Origin of the sequence: Haemophilus sp. oral taxon 036, assembly GCF_002998595.1 — a bacterium.
In the GTDB taxonomy this organism is placed as follows: Bacteria; Pseudomonadota; Gammaproteobacteria; order Enterobacterales; family Pasteurellaceae; genus Haemophilus; species Haemophilus haemolyticus_K.
Genome location: NZ_CP027235.1, coordinates 1070282 through 1087580 on the forward strand (window position 1 = coordinate 1070282; position 17299 = coordinate 1087580).

At 40.0% G+C, this 17299-nt stretch carries 14 protein-coding genes, 2 rRNA genes, 1 pseudogene and 1 riboswitch; of the genes and pseudogenes, 4 read left to right on the forward strand and 13 right to left on the reverse strand.

Going from position 1 to position 17299, the window contains the following annotated elements; all coding sequences use genetic code 11:
- The first annotated feature begins 78 nt into the window (after positions 1-78).
- The 3 genes and pseudogenes from C3V42_RS05220 to C3V42_RS08715 all read left to right on the forward strand — a co-directional run.
- Positions 79-2975, forward strand: a 23S ribosomal RNA gene (locus C3V42_RS05220).
- A gap of 178 nt (positions 2976-3153) precedes the next feature.
- A 5S ribosomal RNA gene (rrf, locus tag C3V42_RS05225) occupies positions 3154-3269 on the forward strand.
- A gap of 327 nt (positions 3270-3596) precedes the next feature.
- Positions 3597-3776: pseudogene (locus C3V42_RS08715) on the forward strand (IS200/IS605 family transposase); the annotation flags it as partial.
- Positions 3777-4034: 258 nt separating this feature from the next.
- Here the strand turns inward: C3V42_RS08715 and bioB are convergent.
- From bioB to C3V42_RS05250, 5 genes are all read right to left on the reverse strand, one after another.
- On the reverse strand, positions 4035-5033 hold the full coding sequence (gene bioB, locus C3V42_RS05230; RefSeq protein WP_106013890.1) for a biotin synthase BioB: 999 nt from the start codon (positions 5031-5033) through the stop codon (positions 4035-4037).
- 120 nt (positions 5034-5153) lie between these two features.
- Positions 5154-5801 (reverse strand): thiamine ABC transporter ATP-binding protein, encoded by a 648-nt coding sequence (gene thiQ / locus C3V42_RS05235; protein ID WP_106013891.1) that lies wholly within the window; start codon positions 5799-5801, stop codon positions 5154-5156.
- Positions 5785-7401: a thiamine/thiamine pyrophosphate ABC transporter permease gene (thiP, locus tag C3V42_RS05240; protein WP_106013892.1), complete on the reverse strand. Its 1617-nt coding sequence runs from the start codon at positions 7399-7401 to the stop codon at positions 5785-5787. Before thiP ends, thiQ begins: the two co-directional genes overlap by 17 nt.
- Positions 7402-7405: 4 nt before the next feature.
- On the reverse strand, positions 7406-8404 hold the full coding sequence (thiB, locus tag C3V42_RS05245) for a thiamine ABC transporter substrate binding subunit (RefSeq protein WP_106013893.1): 999 nt from the start codon (positions 8402-8404) through the stop codon (positions 7406-7408).
- A 51-nt stretch (positions 8405-8455) separates the two neighbouring features.
- Positions 8456-8543, reverse strand: a riboswitch (TPP riboswitch).
- 38 nt (positions 8544-8581) lie between these two features.
- The gene (locus C3V42_RS05250; RefSeq protein WP_240610377.1) at positions 8582-8815 is read right to left on the reverse strand and encodes a hypothetical protein; all 234 of its coding nucleotides are present in this window, start codon (positions 8813-8815) and stop codon (positions 8582-8584) included.
- 116 nt (positions 8816-8931) lie between these two features.
- On the opposite strand from C3V42_RS05250, the gene C3V42_RS05255 reads away from it, so the two are divergent.
- A complete protein-coding gene (locus C3V42_RS05255) occupies positions 8932-9309 on the forward strand; it encodes a DUF305 domain-containing protein (RefSeq protein WP_106013895.1) in 378 nt (125 codons plus the stop codon).
- A gap of 28 nt (positions 9310-9337) precedes the next feature.
- On the opposite strand, the gene C3V42_RS05260 is transcribed toward C3V42_RS05255, so the two are convergent.
- From C3V42_RS05260 to ribF, 8 genes are all read right to left on the reverse strand, one after another.
- Positions 9338-9685 carry a helix-hairpin-helix domain-containing protein gene (locus tag C3V42_RS05260; protein ID WP_046942449.1) on the reverse strand — a complete coding sequence of 116 codons (348 nt, stop codon included), beginning with the start codon at positions 9683-9685 and terminating at the stop codon, positions 9338-9340.
- A 170-nt stretch (positions 9686-9855) separates the two neighbouring features.
- A complete protein-coding gene (gene ispH, locus C3V42_RS05265; RefSeq protein ID WP_005634483.1) occupies positions 9856-10800 on the reverse strand; it encodes a 4-hydroxy-3-methylbut-2-enyl diphosphate reductase in 945 nt (314 codons plus the stop codon).
- Entirely contained in the window at positions 10797-11312 is a 516-nt protein-coding gene (gene lspA / locus C3V42_RS05270; RefSeq protein WP_106013896.1) for a signal peptidase II, read from the reverse strand. The genes ispH and lspA overlap by 4 nt, the downstream gene beginning before the upstream one ends.
- Positions 11313-11381: 69 nt before the next feature.
- Complete coding sequence (locus C3V42_RS05275; RefSeq protein WP_106013897.1) at positions 11382-12941, reverse strand: phosphoethanolamine transferase; 1560 nt, start codon at positions 12939-12941, stop codon at positions 11382-11384.
- A gap of 76 nt (positions 12942-13017) precedes the next feature.
- Positions 13018-15843, reverse strand: a complete 2826-nt coding sequence (ileS, locus tag C3V42_RS05280; RefSeq protein ID WP_106013898.1) for an isoleucine--tRNA ligase — start codon at positions 15841-15843, stop codon at positions 13018-13020.
- 26 nt (positions 15844-15869) lie between these two features.
- Positions 15870-16118 (reverse strand): DUF2442 domain-containing protein, encoded by a 249-nt coding sequence (locus C3V42_RS05285; RefSeq protein ID WP_005639170.1) that lies wholly within the window; start codon positions 16116-16118, stop codon positions 15870-15872.
- The gene (locus C3V42_RS05290) at positions 16102-16344 is read right to left on the reverse strand and encodes a DUF4160 domain-containing protein (protein WP_106013899.1); all 243 of its coding nucleotides are present in this window, start codon (positions 16342-16344) and stop codon (positions 16102-16104) included. Before C3V42_RS05290 ends, C3V42_RS05285 begins: the two co-directional genes overlap by 17 nt.
- Before the next feature lie 2 nt (positions 16345-16346).
- Positions 16347-17273 (reverse strand): bifunctional riboflavin kinase/FAD synthetase, encoded by a 927-nt coding sequence (ribF, locus tag C3V42_RS05295; protein ID WP_164994222.1) that lies wholly within the window; start codon positions 17271-17273, stop codon positions 16347-16349.
- Positions 17274-17299: the final 26 nt, after the last annotated feature.

Genomic DNA, 17299 nt, shown 5'->3' on the forward strand with positions numbered 1-17299 from the left:
GTTGAATGAAAATACGCATCAAATTGACCGCACTTTGAAGTAAAAACTTAAAGTGATTGAAAACATTTGAGGTTGTATAGTTAAGTGACTAAGCGTACAAGGTGGATGCCTTGGCAATCAGAGGCGAAGAAGGACGTGCTAATCTGCGAAAAGCTTGGATGAGTCGATAAGAGGCGTTTAATCCAAGATATCCGAATGGGGAAACCCAGTAGATGAAGAATCTACTATCACTTACTGAATCCATAGGTGAGTGAGGCAAACCGGGAGAACTGAAACATCTAAGTACCCCGAGGAAAAGAAATCAACCGAGATTTCGTCAGTAGCGGCGAGCGAAAGCGAAAGAGCCTGTTAATGATAACAGTAGAGATAGAGGAATAAGCTGGGAAGCTTAGCGACACAGGGTGATAGCCCCGTACTCAAAATCCAGGCTGTGGTACTAAGTTAACGAGAAGTAGGGCGGGACACGTGATATCCTGTTTGAAGATGGGGGGACCATCCTCCAAGGCTAAATACTCCTGATTGACCGATAGTGAACCAGTACTGTGAAGGAAAGGCGAAAAGAACCCCGGTGAGGGGAGTGAAATAGAACCTGAAACCTTGTACGTACAAGCAGTGGGAGCCCGCAAGGGTGACTGCGTACCTTTTGTATAATGGGTCAGCGACTTATATTTTGTAGCGAGGTTAACCGAATAGGGGAGCCGAAGGGAAACCGAGTCTTAACTGGGCGACTAGTTGCAAGGTATAGACCCGAAACCCGGTGATCTAGCCATGGGCAGGTTGAAGGTTGGGTAACACTAACTGGAGGACCGAACCGACTAATGTTGAAAAATTAGCGGATGACTTGTGGCTGGGGGTGAAAGGCCAATCAAACCGGGAGATAGCTGGTTCTCCCCGAAATCTATTTAGGTAGAGCCTTGAGCGGACACCTTTGGGGGTAGAGCACTGTTTCGGCTAGGGGTCCATCCCGGATTACCAACCCGATGCAAACTACGAATACCAAAGAGTGATACTCAGGAGACACACGGCGGGTGCTAACGTCCGTCGTGGAGAGGGAAACAACCCAGACCGCCAGCTAAGGTCCCAAAGTCTATATTAAGTGGGAAACGAAGTGGGAAGGCTTAGACAGCTAGGATGTTGGCTTAGAAGCAGCCATCATTTAAAGAAAGCGTAATAGCTCACTAGTCGAGTCGGCCTGCGCGGAAGATGTAACGGGGCTGAAATATAGCACCGAAGCTGCGGCATCAGACGTAAGTCTGTTGGGTAGGGGAGCGTTGTGTAAGCGGAAGAAGGTGTGTTGAGAAGCATGCTGGACGTATCACAAGTGCGAATGCTGACATAAGTAACGATAAAACGGGTGAAAAACCCGTTCGCCGGAAGACCAAGGGTTCCTGTCCAACGTTAATCGGGGCAGGGTGAGTCGGCCCCTAAGGCGAGGCTGAAGAGCGTAGTCGATGGGAAACAGGTTAATATTCCTGTACTTGGTAAAGCTGCGATGTGGGGACGGAGTAGGTTAGGTTATCGCACTGTTGGATATGTGCGTTTAAGTTGGTAGGTGGGAAGTTTAGGCAAATCCGGACTTCCTTAACACTGAGAGATGATGACGAGGCTCTAAGGAGCTGAAGTAACTGATACCACACTTCCAGGAAAAGCCACTAAGCGAAAGGCTTTACTAAACCGTACTGAAAACCGACACAGGTGGTCAGGTAGAGAATACTCAGGCGCTTGAGAGAACTCGGGTGAAGGAACTAGGCAAAATAGCACCGTAACTTCGGGAGAAGGTGCGCCGGCGTAGATTGTAAGGGCTAGCCCCTGAAGGTTGAACCGGTCGAAGATACCAGCTGGCTGCAACTGTTTATTAAAAACACAGCACTCTGCAAACACGAAAGTGGACGTATAGGGTGTGATGCCTGCCCGGTGCTGGAAGGTTAATTGATGGTGTAATCGAAAGAGAAGCTCCTGATCGAAGCCCCAGTAAACGGCGGCCGTAACTATAACGGTCCTAAGGTAGCGAAATTCCTTGTCGGGTAAGTTCCGACCTGCACGAATGGCATAATGATGGCCAGGCTGTCTCCACCCGAGACTCAGTGAAATTGAAATCGCCGTGAAGATGCGGTGTACCCGCGGCTAGACGGAAAGACCCCGTGAACCTTTACTATAGCTTGACACTGAACATTGAATTTTGATGTGTAGGATAGGTGGGAGACTATGAAGATGATACGCCAGTATTGTTGGAGTCGACCTTGAAATACCACCCTTTAACGTTTGATGTTCTAACGAAGATTGCGGAACGCGGTCTCGGACAGTGTCTGGTGGGTAGTTTGACTGGGGCGGTCTCCTCCCAAAGAGTAACGGAGGAGCACGAAGGTTTGCTAATCACGGTCGGACATCGTGAGGTTAGTGCAATGGTATAAGCAAGCTTAACTGCGAGACAGACAAGTCGAGCAGGTACGAAAGTAGGTCATAGTGATCCGGTGGTTCTGAATGGAAGGGCCATCGCTCAACGGATAAAAGGTACTCCGGGGATAACAGGCTGATACCGCCCAAGAGTTCATATCGACGGCGGTGTTTGGCACCTCGATGTCGGCTCATCACATCCTGGGGCTGAAGTAGGTCCCAAGGGTATGGCTGTTCGCCATTTAAAGTGGTACGCGAGCTGGGTTTAGAACGTCGTGAGACAGTTCGGTCCCTATCTGCCGTGGGCGTTGGAGAATTGGTTGGGGCTGCTCCTAGTACGAGAGGACCGGAGTGGACGCACCACTGGTGTTCCGGTTGTGTCGCCAGACGCATTGCCGGGTAGCTAAGTGCGGAAGAGATAAGTGCTGAAAGCATCTAAGCACGAAACTTGCCAAGAGATGAGTTCTCCCAGATTTAAAATCTGTAAGGGTTGTTTAAGACTAAGACGTAGATAGGTGCGGTGTGTAAGTGATGTGAGTCATTGAGCTAACGCATACTAATTGCCCGAGAGGCTTAACTATACAACGCTCAAGTGTTTTTGGGAAAGAGCGAAACAGAAGACTAGACAAATAAATCAAATAAGAAGACTCAATAGAAAGAAAATCGGATTCAGCTTGTAGCCAATAAGAACGAGTGAAAGGTAGAGTAAGAGCTGAGTAGCGAAAGATAAAAGAGAAAGACAAGTTATCAAAGAATTATCCTGGCGGCGATAGTGCGGTGGAACCACCTGACACCATACCGAACTCAGAAGTGAAACGCTGTAATGCCGATGGTAGTGTGGGGCATCCCCATGTGAGAGTAGGGCACCGCCAGGTTACCAAATACATAAATAAAGCAGAGTAGAATAAAAGATAAGAACCCCAGTTGAAGGACTGGGGTTTTTGTTTATGGATTTTAACTAACAACTATTTATTTGAAGTAGATAAGATAGAATAAAGCAAAGCAGAATAGAGAATAAAATAAAAGATAAAAAAACCAGTCTAAAGGCTGGTTTTTCTATTTTTATAGTCAGATTTTCGTCTGGCTATAAAAAACATACGCTATGCGTATGGAGTCAAATAGCTTAAGCGATTAACAGGAAAAATCCTCGCTATATAATGAACAATTCTGACAACCAAAATTCAACATATAGGAGGATTATAATAGTAAGTAAAGTTAATGACGACTGGAGTCTATAACTTACAAAATGGAATGATAAGTATCATATTGTTTTTATTCCGAAGTACATAAGAAAAGTAAACAGGAGAAAACCAATTTATAGAAGGTGAAGATTAGATATAGGGCAAATATTCGAACGGTTATATGTCTATAAAAATATGAGATAATTGGAGCGTGTATAATGCCAGACATATATTCATATGTTTTTTGCTCTCTTTAAGGGAAGGTAAGAAAATAATTAGATAGATTGTCAATTCTCACAAGCCCTTTTAAGGGCTTGTGAAGTATAGGGCTTTATAAGAGAGCCTAAAAATTGACGTTTTGTGCGGATTGTTATTGGCTACTGGAAAAGTATTATGATATATAGAAATAAAGAAAAGAGTAGATTAATACTTAATTTCTCAGCTATCTAACGCAAACTACTACTTTTTATTTTCCGCATTTTCTGGCTCTAAATCTAATTTTGCCATTAATAACTGATCGCCATCTTCTTCTGGGTTGCCTGTGACAAGTAATTTATCGCCATAGAAAATCGAATTTGCACCCGCCATAAAACACATTGCTTGCATTTCTTCACTCATACCACTACGGCCTGCAGAAAGGCGAACATAACTTTTTGGCATGGTAATACGTGCAACAGCAATCGTTCTCACAAATTCCGTCCAATCTAATTCTTCCGCATCGGCTAACGGTGTCCCTTCAACCTTAACGAGTTGATTAATCGGTACTGACTCAGGTTGCGGATCAAGATTTGCAAGGCTCGCGATTAACCCTGCCCGTTCTTTGCGAGTTTCATTCATCCCCACAATGCCACCACAACATACTTTTAATCCAGCCTTGCGCACTTTTCCTAACGTACTAAGGCGATCATCAAAACGACGAGTACCAATCACTTCTGCATAATGTTCTGGCGCTGTATCAAGATTATGATTGTAATAATCTAAACCAGCTTCTTTTAAATCTTCTGCCATACCGTCTTGCAATAAACCAAAAGTACCGCAAGTTTCTAAACCAAGCGATTTCACTGCTTTAATAATTTCTGTGACTTTCTCAATATCTTTTGGCTTAGGGCCTCGCCAAGCTGCCCCCATACAAAAACGCCCTGCTCCACGCGCTTTCGCAATTTTTGCTTTCGCAACGATCTCATCAACATCTAATAACTGCTGATTTTGTACGCCTGTATGATAACGGGCTGATTGAGGGCAATAACCACAATCTTCCGGGCATCCACCCGTTTTGATAGACATTAACGTGGATAACTGAATCGCTCGAGGATTAAAATGCTTGCGATGAACTTGCGCAGCACGGTAAACCAATTCCAAAAATGGCGTTTCAAATAACGCCTCAACTTTGCAAACAGACCAATATTCAACGCTTGGATGTGGTGTAATGGAGTTAATTTGTAGTTTTTCAGTTAACATATTTTTCCTTTGAAAGTGCGGTGAATAATCACCGCATTTTTGTATCTTATATTCATTCAGTGTATAGGCTAGTATCGATAGCCATTGAATAAATCCATCGGTTATAAAATCTATATAATTTTACGTCTCTTTTTGCAATTGACTTATCTGACCATTTTCCACCAACAATACTCGATCTATCGTACCAATTAATTCCGATGGTTGGTGAGTAACAAGTAACAACGTCAGATGTTTCTCATCACAAAGTTTAGCGATCAAAGCTAGCATTTCTACACGAAGTTTCTGATCTAATGCGGAAAAAGGCTCATCTAATAACAAGATGGGTTTATCTCGCAACAAACAACGCGCCAATGCCACTCGCTGTTTTTGCCCCCCTGAAAGAGAATTCGGTAAACGTTGCAAATAATCGCCCAATCCTACAGAACAAGCGACCTGTTCAATTTTCTCTCGCTCAAGTGCGGTTAATTTTAAAGAGGGTTTTAAACCCAACGCAAGATTTTGCTGTACGGTTAAATGAGGAAATAAATTATTTTCTTGAAATAGCATGGAAACCGGACGCTCGTAAGGTGCGCTACGAGTATGATTTTTATCGCTTAACCAAATTTCTCCTTGATGAGGAAATTCAAATCCAGCGATTAAATTCAATAACGTACTTTTCCCCGCTCCACTTTCGCCAATAATTGCGACACGCTCGCCAGCATTTACGCTCAAATTAAAGCACATCGGTAAGGTTTTATCGTTCAAAATCACATTATTTAGATAAATCATCGGCATCCCTATGTGTGTGAATAAAGGCAAACAATATGCCACAAAGCAATAATAAAATCCCTGCCGTTACAGCGGCATCTTGATTACGATAATTACCTAGCTGCTGATATAACAAGTGCGGTAGAGAAGTAAACTCTTGATTGCCGAACAACGCAATAGCCGTAAAATCCCCTAAAGATAGCGCCAAGGCTAAAGCAAAAGCATAGCGCAATGGTGCACGTAAAGTTTGCCACTCAATCAGATAAAAACGTTGCCAACCCACAATTCCCAGACTATTACACAGATTTTCGTAATAACGCATATTGTTATGAAAAGGGGCGCTCAAAATACGTAAAACAAAAGGCATTGCACTTAATGCATTGCAAAATACAACGATGGCAAACAAATCAACATTCGAAAAATCCCGCTCTTGTAATAATAAAAATAATCCCATCGCAAGTACTAAAATCGGGATTGCCAAAATCACCATTCCAGCATTAATAATAAATTGAGCAATTTTCTGATAATGCAACCATTCTAAACGGCGTGATAAAAGTAGCAAGGAAATTGCCATCATTAATGCAATCAATGCGGATAATGGCGCGATAGAAAGAGAATAGCCTAACGCAAGCCAGAGCTGAGAATTATGCCAAACTGTGAGTAAACTTGGTGAATTCAATGCGCTAATAAGAATGTTCAATACAGGCGAAAAAAGGAAAAATACAAAAACCAGTAAGACAAAAACATGGAAAATTTTGACCGCACTTTTAGGTTTTTCAAACCAAGGATTACGATTACTCAAGCTATTTTGATTAGAAGGAGAAAAACGCGATGTTAAGCTAAATAAAACCAAGCAAAATACAAATTGCAACATGGCAAAAAGTGCTGCTTTTGGCAGATCAAATTCAAATAAAATCGCTTGGTAGATTGCTGTTTCTAAAGTTGTATATTGAGGCCCACCGCCTAGCGTAAGAACAACGGTAAAACTGGTGAAGCAAAGCATAAAAATCAAGCTGAATGTGGGAAAACATTGCTGACGAAAAATGGGCCATTCTACCAATTTAACGAATTGCCAACCTTGTAAATTGAGTTGCGCAGCAAGTTGACGTTGCTGATAAGGGATACTTTGCAAACTTTGTAAGAAAAGCTGCGCTGCGAGCGGGATATTGAAAAAAAGGTGCGCAATTAAAATTCCCGAGAGTCCGTAAATATGTCCCTGCCATGTCATTCCAAAAAGGTTAGCAAACCAAGCTAACCAACCGCTTGAACCATAAATGCCGATTAAACCAAAAATTGCCACTAAAACAGGTAAGACGAAAGTTAACGACATTAATTTTAATAGCCACTTTTTTCCTGAGAATGGTTGATAAAACAATGCTCGAGCGAGAAGCAGACCAAAAAAAATAGATAAAACGGTAGAAAGTAAGGCTTGTCCAAAACTGAAAAGAATCAGATGCTGTAGGTAATCATCCGTAAACCAAGTTTTCCATTGTAACTCATCGCCCAACGCAAATATCGAACTTAACGCGCTACCATAAAAAAGAGTAATAAAGATAATAACAACAACGCCGCCCACATAATGACGAGGGCGGAGTTGTGGATGATGAAATAACGACAACATCAAACTATTTTGTTAATGTAGTTTGCCAAGTGCTAATCCAATTTTTTAAGTGTTCCACATTCACCATTGGATTAATTGGAGTTTGAGTTTTTTGTTGAGCTTTAAGTGCATCAAAGTGAGGTTCAATTTCACCTTGAATGACTGGCAACATAATATTGGCTGTCACAATATGTTTTTGTGCCGTAGGTGAGATTAAAAATGCCATAAAATCATCCGCACATTGATTTGGATGGTTTGCGACTCGAGCCGCTAATTCCACTTGAGTGATATGTCCTTCCGCAAAATCTGTCGCTGCATAATTATCCTTTTTCTCAAAAAGCTGATGATAAAGTGGCGATGTGCTGTAACTTAATACTAAATCCGCCTCGCCTTTTAAGAATGCACCGTAAGTATCTGACCAGCCTTTACCCACTGTTACCGTATGCTTATCCAACGCCTTCCAAGCAGATTGAATTTTGTCTGTAGGATAAATCGCATTCATCCAAACCAATAAACCGCGACCAACACTGCTGGTGCGAGGATCTTGATAAATTACACGGATATCTTGGCGTTCAACCAATTCTTTCAAACTTTTCGGCGGATTTTGTAATTTAGTTTTATCGTACACAAAAGCATAGTTACCGAAATCAAAAGGCAAGAATGTTTTATTCGTCCATTTTGTTGGCAGATCAAGTTGAGTTAAATCTACTTTATTTGGCGTAAAAATACCTGTTTTTTCAGCTTGTTCTAAAACAAAGTTATCTAAACCTAGCACAATATCGGCTTTGGTTTTCTTTCCTTCCAAACGAACACGGTTGAGTAACACGCCACCACTTTCAAAAGGAGTAAAATTAATAGTGCATTGCGGATGTGCTTTTTCAAAATCTTGTTTTACTTTTGGACCTGCTCCCCACTCAGACGTGAAAGAATCATAGCTATATACGTTAACACTTTGCTGTGATTGAGCTAATGCTGCGGTGGAAAAAAGTGCGGTAGAAATTAAGGTTAATTTAAGAAGTTTCATTATTAAATCCTTATTTATATCAAAAGGCAGCAATAATGACGGGAAGGAGATAAGGTTATATTCCTAGTTTCCTACGTCAGTATTAACTGTTTCAGGTTCACGGGTATGATCTCAGCGTATTGCACCCCGACTAGGCTTTTTAGTGTATTAAAATTTATTAGGCTTGCCAACGGATTTTTAAAAAGAAATAAACTTTCTACATTTTCTGAAAAAAATAAAAAAGCCCTGTAAAACAGGGCATCCATAAGCTGTTTTAAAATTAAAAGGTGATTCGATTGGGCTTTCAATGCCTAAATCTGTCTGAGCAATGACTTCAAAACCAAAATCAGCTAATACATCTGCAATTTCTTTTACTTTGCCTTTATTGCCCGTGGCAAGTACAAATCTTTGCTTCGTAATTCTATCCCTCATATCAAACATTGTCTTATTTTAATATCTCACCAAAAATTTTCGGAATAAGTATTGACCTTAACCTTAGGTTAAGGTTTATGATTTGTGCTCATTCAGTTATTACATAGGAGAAAAACATGAAAAAACTTATGACTTTTATCACACTTAGCGCTGCTGCAGTTTCAATTTGTGCCCAAGCTAATGAACAACCGCATCAAGCACACATGAATATGCCAATGCCGACAGGTTCTGCAATGCAACAAGAATTAATGCAAGGTATGAATCAAATGCATCAAGACATGATGGTAGCCATGCAATATAAAGATCCTGATGTTGCTTTTGCAGCAGGTATGTTGCCACACCATATTGGCGCAGTAAAAATGGCGGAAGTTGAATTAAAATACGGAAAAGATCCTGAGATGCGTAAGCTTGCTGAGAATATTATTAACGCACAACAAGCGGAAATTGAACAAATGCAAAAATGGCTTAAAGTGCACAATAAAAAAGCCCTGTAAAACAGGGCATCCATAAGCGGTTTTAAAATTAAAAAGTGATTCGATCACGGTTTCTTTCAAGTGTTGCTTTACCAATTCCTTGCACTTCTAATAGTTGTTCAGCACTCGTGAAATTACCGTGTTTTTCACGATATTGCACTATCGCTTCTGCTTTTTTTGCACCGATTCCTGTTAAGGCTTTTTGAATTTCACTAACGGTTGCCGTATTGATATTCAATTTATCACTCACAGCAGTTGGTGCAACTTGAGCTTCAGTTTGAGTTGCTACAACAGGTTGAACGACCTGCTCTGCAGCTTTTTCCTCAGCAAAAGCCAAAGACGCACCTAGAGCCCCGCACAATACCACCGAAGTAAATAATGTTTTCATTAATTTCATAGAGGTTTCCTTGTAATATGAACATGTTGACGAGCATATCAACACAGTAATTTTTTATGCTTTCAAGAAAACGCTCAAGATTCTTACCGCACTTCTGCGATTCAGATCGCAAAAATTCTTAATTTGAATGAAAAAACAAAGGGCTTATCATTTACGACAAACCCTTAAGATTAGTTAACTTCTTTTATTCTCAGCTCTTTTGGAACTTCAAAGAACATATTTTCTTCTAAACCTTGTAGTTCTTCTATGGTATTCGCACCAAACTCTTTTAAGCGGGAAATAATCGATTGAACTAATTCTTCGGGTGCAGACGCACCAGCTGTAATCCCAATGGTTTTCACATCATTAAACCAGTCAGCTTGAATATCGGAAGGATCATCAAGAAGCTGTGATTTAACCCCCATACGAGAAGCCAATTCAGCTAAACGATTTGAATTTGATGAGTTTTTAGAACCCACTACCAATACTAAATCTGATAATTTAGCCAATTCTCGCACCGCTTCTTGACGATTAGTTGTCGCATAACAAATATCGTTTTTGTGTGGCCCTTGAATAGCGGGATATTTTTCCTTTAATGCAGCAATGGTTTCAGCTGTATCATCTAGCGACAAAGTGGTTTGCGTCATAAAGGTTAAATCATCATTTTCTTGCATTGGCAAACGTGCAATATCTTCTACTTTTTCAATCAAGAAAATTCCGCCATCTTCATTGCTATACTGCCCCATTGTGCCTTCAACTTCAGGATGCCCTTTATGCCCAATCAAAATCGCTTTTGTTCCCTTTCGACTTGCACGCGCAACTTGCATATGCACTTTAGTCACCAAAGGACAGGTTGCATCAAATACTTTGAGATTACGATCTTTCGCTTCTTGTCGAACGGCTTGAGATACACCATGCGCAGAAAAAATAACAATAGCACCATCAGGTACCTCGCTTAATTCTTCCACAAAGATCGCTCCACGATCACGCAATCCGTTCACAACAAATCGGTTATGCACCACTTCATGACGAACATAAATCGGTGCGCCATGAATTTCTAAGGCTAGTTCAACAATACTAATGGCACGATCTACACCTGCACAAAATCCTCGTGGATTCGCTAAAATTATCTTCATTTCTGACCGCACTTTTCTGCTTGTTTCTCTTGTACTTTTTTCTTTTCGCTCTTAAAAGCATCCAATGCCAACAAACCTGCGCCAATACAAATAGCAATATCAGCGATATTAAACACTGGATAATGGTAAATATCCCAGTAGAAATCAAAGAAATCCACGACGAAACCATTATAAGCACGATCCACCATATTCGCTAACGCCCCACCAATAATGAGTGCATAAGCAGAATTTTGGATTTTTTGTTCAGCATTATTTTTTGCTAAAAAATAAACCAACATGCCAGAGATAGCCAATGCTAACAAAATAAAGAAATATTGTTGCCAGCCACTATGATCCGCTAAGAAACTAAATGCCGCACCATAATTGCGAACATAGGTGAGATTGAAAACAGGCAACACATTAACACTTTCATACAAATCAAATTTTTGCACCACAATATATTTAGTGAGCAAATCAACCACAAAAGCTACCGCACTTAACCATAAAAATGAAAGCCCTGATTTTTTGGACATACTATTTCCCTTTTAAAAAAATTCCGCTAATTCTAGCATAAGCCGATAAATGATAAAGCACGATCTCATTTACTGAACGGCTTCGGGTAATTTTGCTGGATCATCAGCCAACTCTTTGACATTCACGACTTTCTTCCAATCGAATACCTTAATTTCCTGTTTTTCCGGACGGAAGAAATCGACGCCTTGTAAATGTTTTTCCTTAATCCCCATCCAATCAGCAAAACCATAAACAAAATTAAATGCAGATTGTGGCGTTTTTATTTTTTCTACCTTTTGGCTATCACTCGAAAACATAACGAAAGGAATTTCATAATCTTGTTTATAAAGATTATTTGGATGCAATGATAAGCCTTTAGAATCCTCATAATGAGCCAGCCCATGATCAGAAAAGTAAATCACCGAATAGGATTCATTTTGCGCCACTAATTGAGAATTTAATTTTTCTAAAAACTGATCCGTATATTTAATCGATTCTAAATAACAAGACATAGATTGATTAATAAAATAATTTTTAACCTCGTAAGGAAGACGCTCACAAAATGCAGGATGAGAGCCCATTAAATGAATCACAATTAATTTTGGATTCGTAATATTTTCTTTTAAGGCTTTATCTAATACAGGTAACATTTCATCGTCATAAACTTTTTTAGAGTTATAACCTAACGGCTTCATAAAAATCGTTTCATCCGCACTTTGACCAATACGAGAGGCCATCGTATCAAATTCACCAATTTTGCCTTGATTAGAAATCCAATAGGTTTTCACGCCCGCTTTTTTGGCTAAAGAAATAATATTATCTGTATAAACCGTTTCCCCTTTATCTGCTCGATATAAGGTGCGTTGTAAAGACGGTTGCGTATTTGGTGCTGCAGAATAATAATTTTCAAAAACTGTGCCTTTCACCCGCTCTAAAAATGGCGTGGTTTTCAATGGAAAGCCATATAACGACATATAATCTTTTCGCATGCTTTCACCGATAATTAAAATATAATTTTTATATTTTGGCGTAAAAGATTGAATATCCCATTGAGAAGGCGCGTTGACAGATTGATTTAGAAAATCTCGTTGTTCTAAATACAGATCATTCATACGATCAAATTCTGAGTAGAAAAGAACCGGATAAAAACGGAATTTATATGCATAGTTCCAATCAGAAAATTGATTGTAAGAAAAAACTAATAATATGCCGATAACTCCCGTATTCAGCCATTTAAATGCTTGTTGTTTAGCATGAAAACTTAATTTCATTAAAGCAACAAACAGGATGAGATAAGTAGCTTGAAATAAAAATATCCAAAAAGGAATGGTTGTATAATATTCCAAGGTTTCATTAATATTCGTTTCATAAACAGAAGCGATAATACCCAAAGATGGGATACCATAGAAAAAACCAGCAGAGCAATAAAATAGCGCGCTGAGGAATAATACAGTGATTAATATTCGCCCAATCCAAGGGGTGGAATAAAAAGAAATCGCCGTGATAACAAATAAAATTGCGTAATCTGAAACGGGAATATTCTCACTTAATACATTACCCAACCCCATATTAGTAAAAATGGAGAAAATAACCAATAAGAGATAAAACCACATTGTTTTTGAACGAATCATTTCTTTTCCTAACATCATCTCTACTTCCTTTTGTACAAAAGTAAAAAAGTGCGGTTAAAATAAACCGCACTTTTCTGTTTTACAACGAATTTAATTATGCAAAATGGCGTACTTCACCATTACCCGCCACATTTTCCACACAACGTGGACAAAGTGTTGGATGTTCTGAATTTACACCAATTTTGTCAGAATAATGCCAGCAACGCGGACATTTTTCACCGTTAGAACGAGCTACATTCACTGCAATACCTTCTAACTCACCCGCAGCTACATCTGCAGGTTTGTCAGCTAATGCTTTCACTTCAGCTTTTGAGGTGATTAACACGAAACGTAATTCATTGCTTAATTGTTCTAACAATGCACGATATTCATCGTTAGCATAAACGGTTACTTCTGCTTCTAAACCGCCACCAATCACTTTGTCGTTACGCGCGACTTCTAATACGCGGTTCACTTCAGAACGAACTTTAATCAATTGTTGCCAGTAAGCATCATCTAATTTTTCATTCTCCCCTAAACCGAACAAGCCTTGGTAGAATTCTTCAGTAAATACGAATTCTGCACGACCACTTTCGGTTTGTGGCAAGTGTTGCCAAATTTCATCGGCAGTGAAAGATAAGATCGGTGCCATCCAACGAACTAATGCTTCAGCAATATACCATAACGCAGTTTGGCAACTACGACGAGCAAGGCTGTCTGCTTTAGTGGTGTATTGACGGTCTTTGATAATATCTAAATAGAATGAACCCATTTCCACAGAACAGAAACGCATTAAACGTTGTACTACTGTATGGAATTGATAGTTATCGTAGGCATCTTTGATTTCTTTTTGTGCATCTAATGCACAAGCTACCGCCCAACGATCTAGGCTAATCATTTCTTCTGGTTTGACTAAGTCACGTTTTGGATCAAAACCATTTAAGTTCGCTAATAAGAAACGCGCGGTGTTACGAATACGACGATAGCTGTCCGCGGCACGTTTTAAAATTTCATCAGAAACGGTCATTTCACCAGTATAGTCGGTAGAAGCGACCCATAAACGTAAAATATCCCCCCCGAATTTATCCATCACTTCTTGTGGTGTCACGATGTTACCGATAGATTTTGACATCTTACGGCCTTGACCATCCACGGTGAAACCATGGGTTAATACTTGTTTATACGGCGCTTTACTGTCTGTTGCCGTAGAAAGCATCAAAGAAGACATAAACCAACCACGGTGTTGGTCAGAACCTTCCAAATACATATCGATATCTTGACCGTTAAATTCTGGGCGATTTGCGACAACAGAAGAATAGGTTGATCCTGAGTCAAACCATACGTCAAGGGTATCAGGTACTTTACGATAGGTTTCGGCATCCGCGCCTAATAATTCTTTTTCATCTAAATCCCACCATGCTTGAATACCGGCTTTCTCTACACGTTTAGCCACTTCTTCAAGTAATTCTAAAGTACGCGGATGAAGTTCTTCGGTTTCTTTGTGCACGAATAAGGTCATCGGCACGCCCCAAGTACGTTGACGGGAAATACACCAGTCAGGGCGGTTTTCAACCATTTTCTCGATACGTGCTTGACCCCAATCTGGAATCCAGCGAACTTGTTTGATTTCGCCTAACGCTTGTTGGCGTAAACCCTGTGTTTCCATGCCGATAAACCATTGCGGAGTCGCACGGAAAATAATCGGGGTTTTGTGACGCCAGCAGTGTGGGTAACTGTGTTTGATTTTCTCAACTTTTAATAAGTTGCCCACTTCTTGTAATTTTTCAATAACCAATGGATTGGCTTCAAATACACCTTTGCCTGCGAAGAATTCAGTCGTTGAAATAAATTTACCGTCATTCGATACAAGACCCGCCATTGGTAAATTATATTTTTGTCCAACAATAAAGTCGTCTAAACCGTGGTCTGGTGCGGTGTGAACTAAACCTGTACCGCCATCAGTGGTCACGTGATCACCTAAAATTACTGGTACCGTAAAATCATAGAACGGATGATGGAAACGGGTTAATTCAAGATCTGCACCTTTTACAGAACCCAGAATTTCAACGCTCTCAATCCCCACCGCTTTTGCCACAGACTCAACTAATTCAGCGGCTAAAATCACACGCTCATCGCCAAGTTGTACTAAGTTGTATTCTAAGTCTGAATTTACCGCAATCGCACGGTTAGATGGCATTGTCCAAGGTGTGGTGGTCCAAATGACTGCTGATAATTTGCCATGGCCTTTGCCTACTGCGTTAAATTTCTCTTCAATTTCGACCGCACTTACGGCAGGAAAACGAACGTAGATAGACGGAGAAACTTTGTCTTCGTATTCCACTTCTGCTTCCGCTAAAGAAGAGCCACAATCCAAACACCAGTGCACCGGTTTTGAACCTTTGTATAAATGACCGTTAGCAATCACTTTACCGAGTGTGCGGATGATGTTTGCTTCGGTATCGAAGTTCATCGTTAAATAAGGATTATCCCAATCGCCTAACACGCCTAAACGGATAAAGTCTTTTTTCTGACCTTCTACTTGTTCTGCAGCGTATTCACGGCATTTTTGGCGGAATTCAGCTGCGGTCACTTTCTCGTTTGGTTTACCCACCAAACCTTCTACTTTTAATTCAATTGGCAAACCATGACAATCCCAACCCGGGATATAAGGCGAATCAAAACCTAATGCAGTTTTAGATTTAATAATAATATCTTTCAGAATTTTATTAACGGCGTGACCAATATGAATGTTACCATTCGCATACGGAGGGCCATCATGCAAAATAAAAGATTTTTTGCCTTTGCTCGCTTCACGAATTTTTTGATAAAGATTTTTATCGTACCAATTTTTCAACATATCAGGTTCGCGCTTAGCTAAATCACCGCGCATTGGAAAGCTGGTTTCCGGTAGGTTAAGAGTGTTTTTGTAATCGACTGTCATTTTATTTTCCAATTTTTAAATTAAATTTAAGCAACTTTTTGTGGTTTATGTGTGACATCTCCACGTCCCGCAAGTAAACCATCGATAGAGATATCTTCATCAAGACAATCCCAATGAATGCCTCTACGACTCAACTCATAGTTTTCTAATTCACTTTGGGTAGCATGTAATAATTTAGGAAACCACACTAAGGGTACACCCAAAATACGCGCATCATTTAACTCCACCCACATAGTGTTTTCATCAAAGCGAATGCTTTTAGCTGAAATAGTCATACCACGCCTCCGTGAATTGCGTTCTATGTGTTTCAACAATAACAAAAATTTCTTTTAATTCTTTTGAATTAAATCCATCGTTTCTTGCTAAAGAAATATCGGATTCCAACCAAAATTTTGCTTCCGACTCCGCGTTGCGCACATGAATATGCGCAGGCTCAAGAGGATTTCCTTCATTAGAGTAAAAGAAAAAAATATAGCCTTTAAAACGTAAAATAACTGGCATATCTACCCTTTAAAAAAGCCTTTCGCTGTGTTTACATCCCGTTCAATTTGTTTTTTTAAAGTGTCAAAAGACGGGAATTTAATCTCGTTTCTAATCTTGTGGCAGAATTCGACTTCCACCATTTGGCCATAAATATTCTGAGAAAAATCAAATAAATGAACTTCTAATAATTGCATTAATCCATTTATAGTTGGGCGTCTTCCCATATTTGCCACGCCGTTAAAAATCTCACCTGATTTTAACCGCACTTTTACGGCATAAACACCTTTGATTGGATTTACTTGTCTATGCAAACGAATATTTGCCGTTGGAAATCCTATTGTTCTACCTAACTTATTACCATGGATCACACGTCCGAAAATACGATAAGGTTTACCGAGTAAATTTTCTGCAAGTTGTAAGTCATCATTCGCTAATGCTTCGCGAATTGCAGTGCTACTAATTCGCTGTTCATCTAGACAAAAACTACGGTTATCTTCAACAATAAAACCGAAATGCTTACCTGCTGCTTGCAACATTGCAAAATTGCCTTGGCGTTTTGAACCGAACTTGAAATCATCGCCAATGCTTAAAAATTTCACATGTAGATGATTAACAAGCGTTTGTTCAATAAAAACATCGGCTGGTTGCTCAGCAAAAGTGCGGTCAAATTTCGCCACAATTACGACATCAACCTTGGCCTTTTCTAGATAATAAATTTTGTCACGCAAACGCATTAAGCGCGCTGGTGCATTTTCTCCCATAAAATATTCACGAGGCTGTGATTCAAACAACAATACCGCCATGGGTAAATTTAATTCGTCAGCTTTTTGGCGCAAATGGCGAAGGACTGCTTGATGCCCTAAATGCACGCCATCAAAGTTGCCGATCGTTAGCGCACAACCTTGTAAAACACGATTTGCATTATGAAGCCCACGAATTAATTGCATGTCCTTATCCATGAAAATAAGAGAAT

What these genes read in the sequence shown, in the direction of transcription:
- bioB (WP_106013890.1), bottom strand. Translation starts at nt 5,033, where the DNA reads ATGTTAACTGAAAAACTACAAATTAACTCCATTACACCACATCCAAGC.
- thiQ (WP_106013891.1), bottom strand. Translation starts at nt 5,801, where the DNA reads ATGATTTATCTAAATAATGTGATTTTGAACGATAAAACCTTACCGATG.
- thiP (WP_106013892.1), bottom strand. Translation starts at nt 7,401, where the DNA reads ATGTTGTCGTTATTTCATCATCCACAACTCCGCCCTCGTCATTATGTG.
- thiB (WP_106013893.1), bottom strand. Translation starts at nt 8,404, where the DNA reads ATGAAACTTCTTAAATTAACCTTAATTTCTACCGCACTTTTTTCCACC.
- C3V42_RS05250 (WP_240610377.1), bottom strand. Translation starts at nt 8,815, where the DNA reads ATGAGGGATAGAATTACGAAGCAAAGATTTGTACTTGCCACGGGCAAT.
- C3V42_RS05255 (WP_106013895.1), top strand. Translation starts at nt 8,932, where the DNA reads ATGAAAAAACTTATGACTTTTATCACACTTAGCGCTGCTGCAGTTTCA.
- C3V42_RS05260 (WP_046942449.1), bottom strand. Translation starts at nt 9,685, where the DNA reads ATGAAATTAATGAAAACATTATTTACTTCGGTGGTATTGTGCGGGGCT.
- ispH (WP_005634483.1), bottom strand. Translation starts at nt 10,800, where the DNA reads ATGAAGATAATTTTAGCGAATCCACGAGGATTTTGTGCAGGTGTAGAT.
- lspA (WP_106013896.1), bottom strand. Translation starts at nt 11,312, where the DNA reads ATGTCCAAAAAATCAGGGCTTTCATTTTTATGGTTAAGTGCGGTAGCT.
- C3V42_RS05275 (WP_106013897.1), bottom strand. Translation starts at nt 12,941, where the DNA reads ATGATGTTAGGAAAAGAAATGATTCGTTCAAAAACAATGTGGTTTTAT.
- ileS (WP_106013898.1), bottom strand. Translation starts at nt 15,843, where the DNA reads ATGACAGTCGATTACAAAAACACTCTTAACCTACCGGAAACCAGCTTT.
- C3V42_RS05285 (WP_005639170.1), bottom strand. Translation starts at nt 16,118, where the DNA reads ATGACTATTTCAGCTAAAAGCATTCGCTTTGATGAAAACACTATGTGG.
- C3V42_RS05290 (WP_106013899.1), bottom strand. Translation starts at nt 16,344, where the DNA reads ATGCCAGTTATTTTACGTTTTAAAGGCTATATTTTTTTCTTTTACTCT.
- ribF (WP_164994222.1), bottom strand. Translation starts at nt 17,273, where the DNA reads ATGCAATTAATTCGTGGGCTTCATAATGCAAATCGTGTTTTACAAGGT.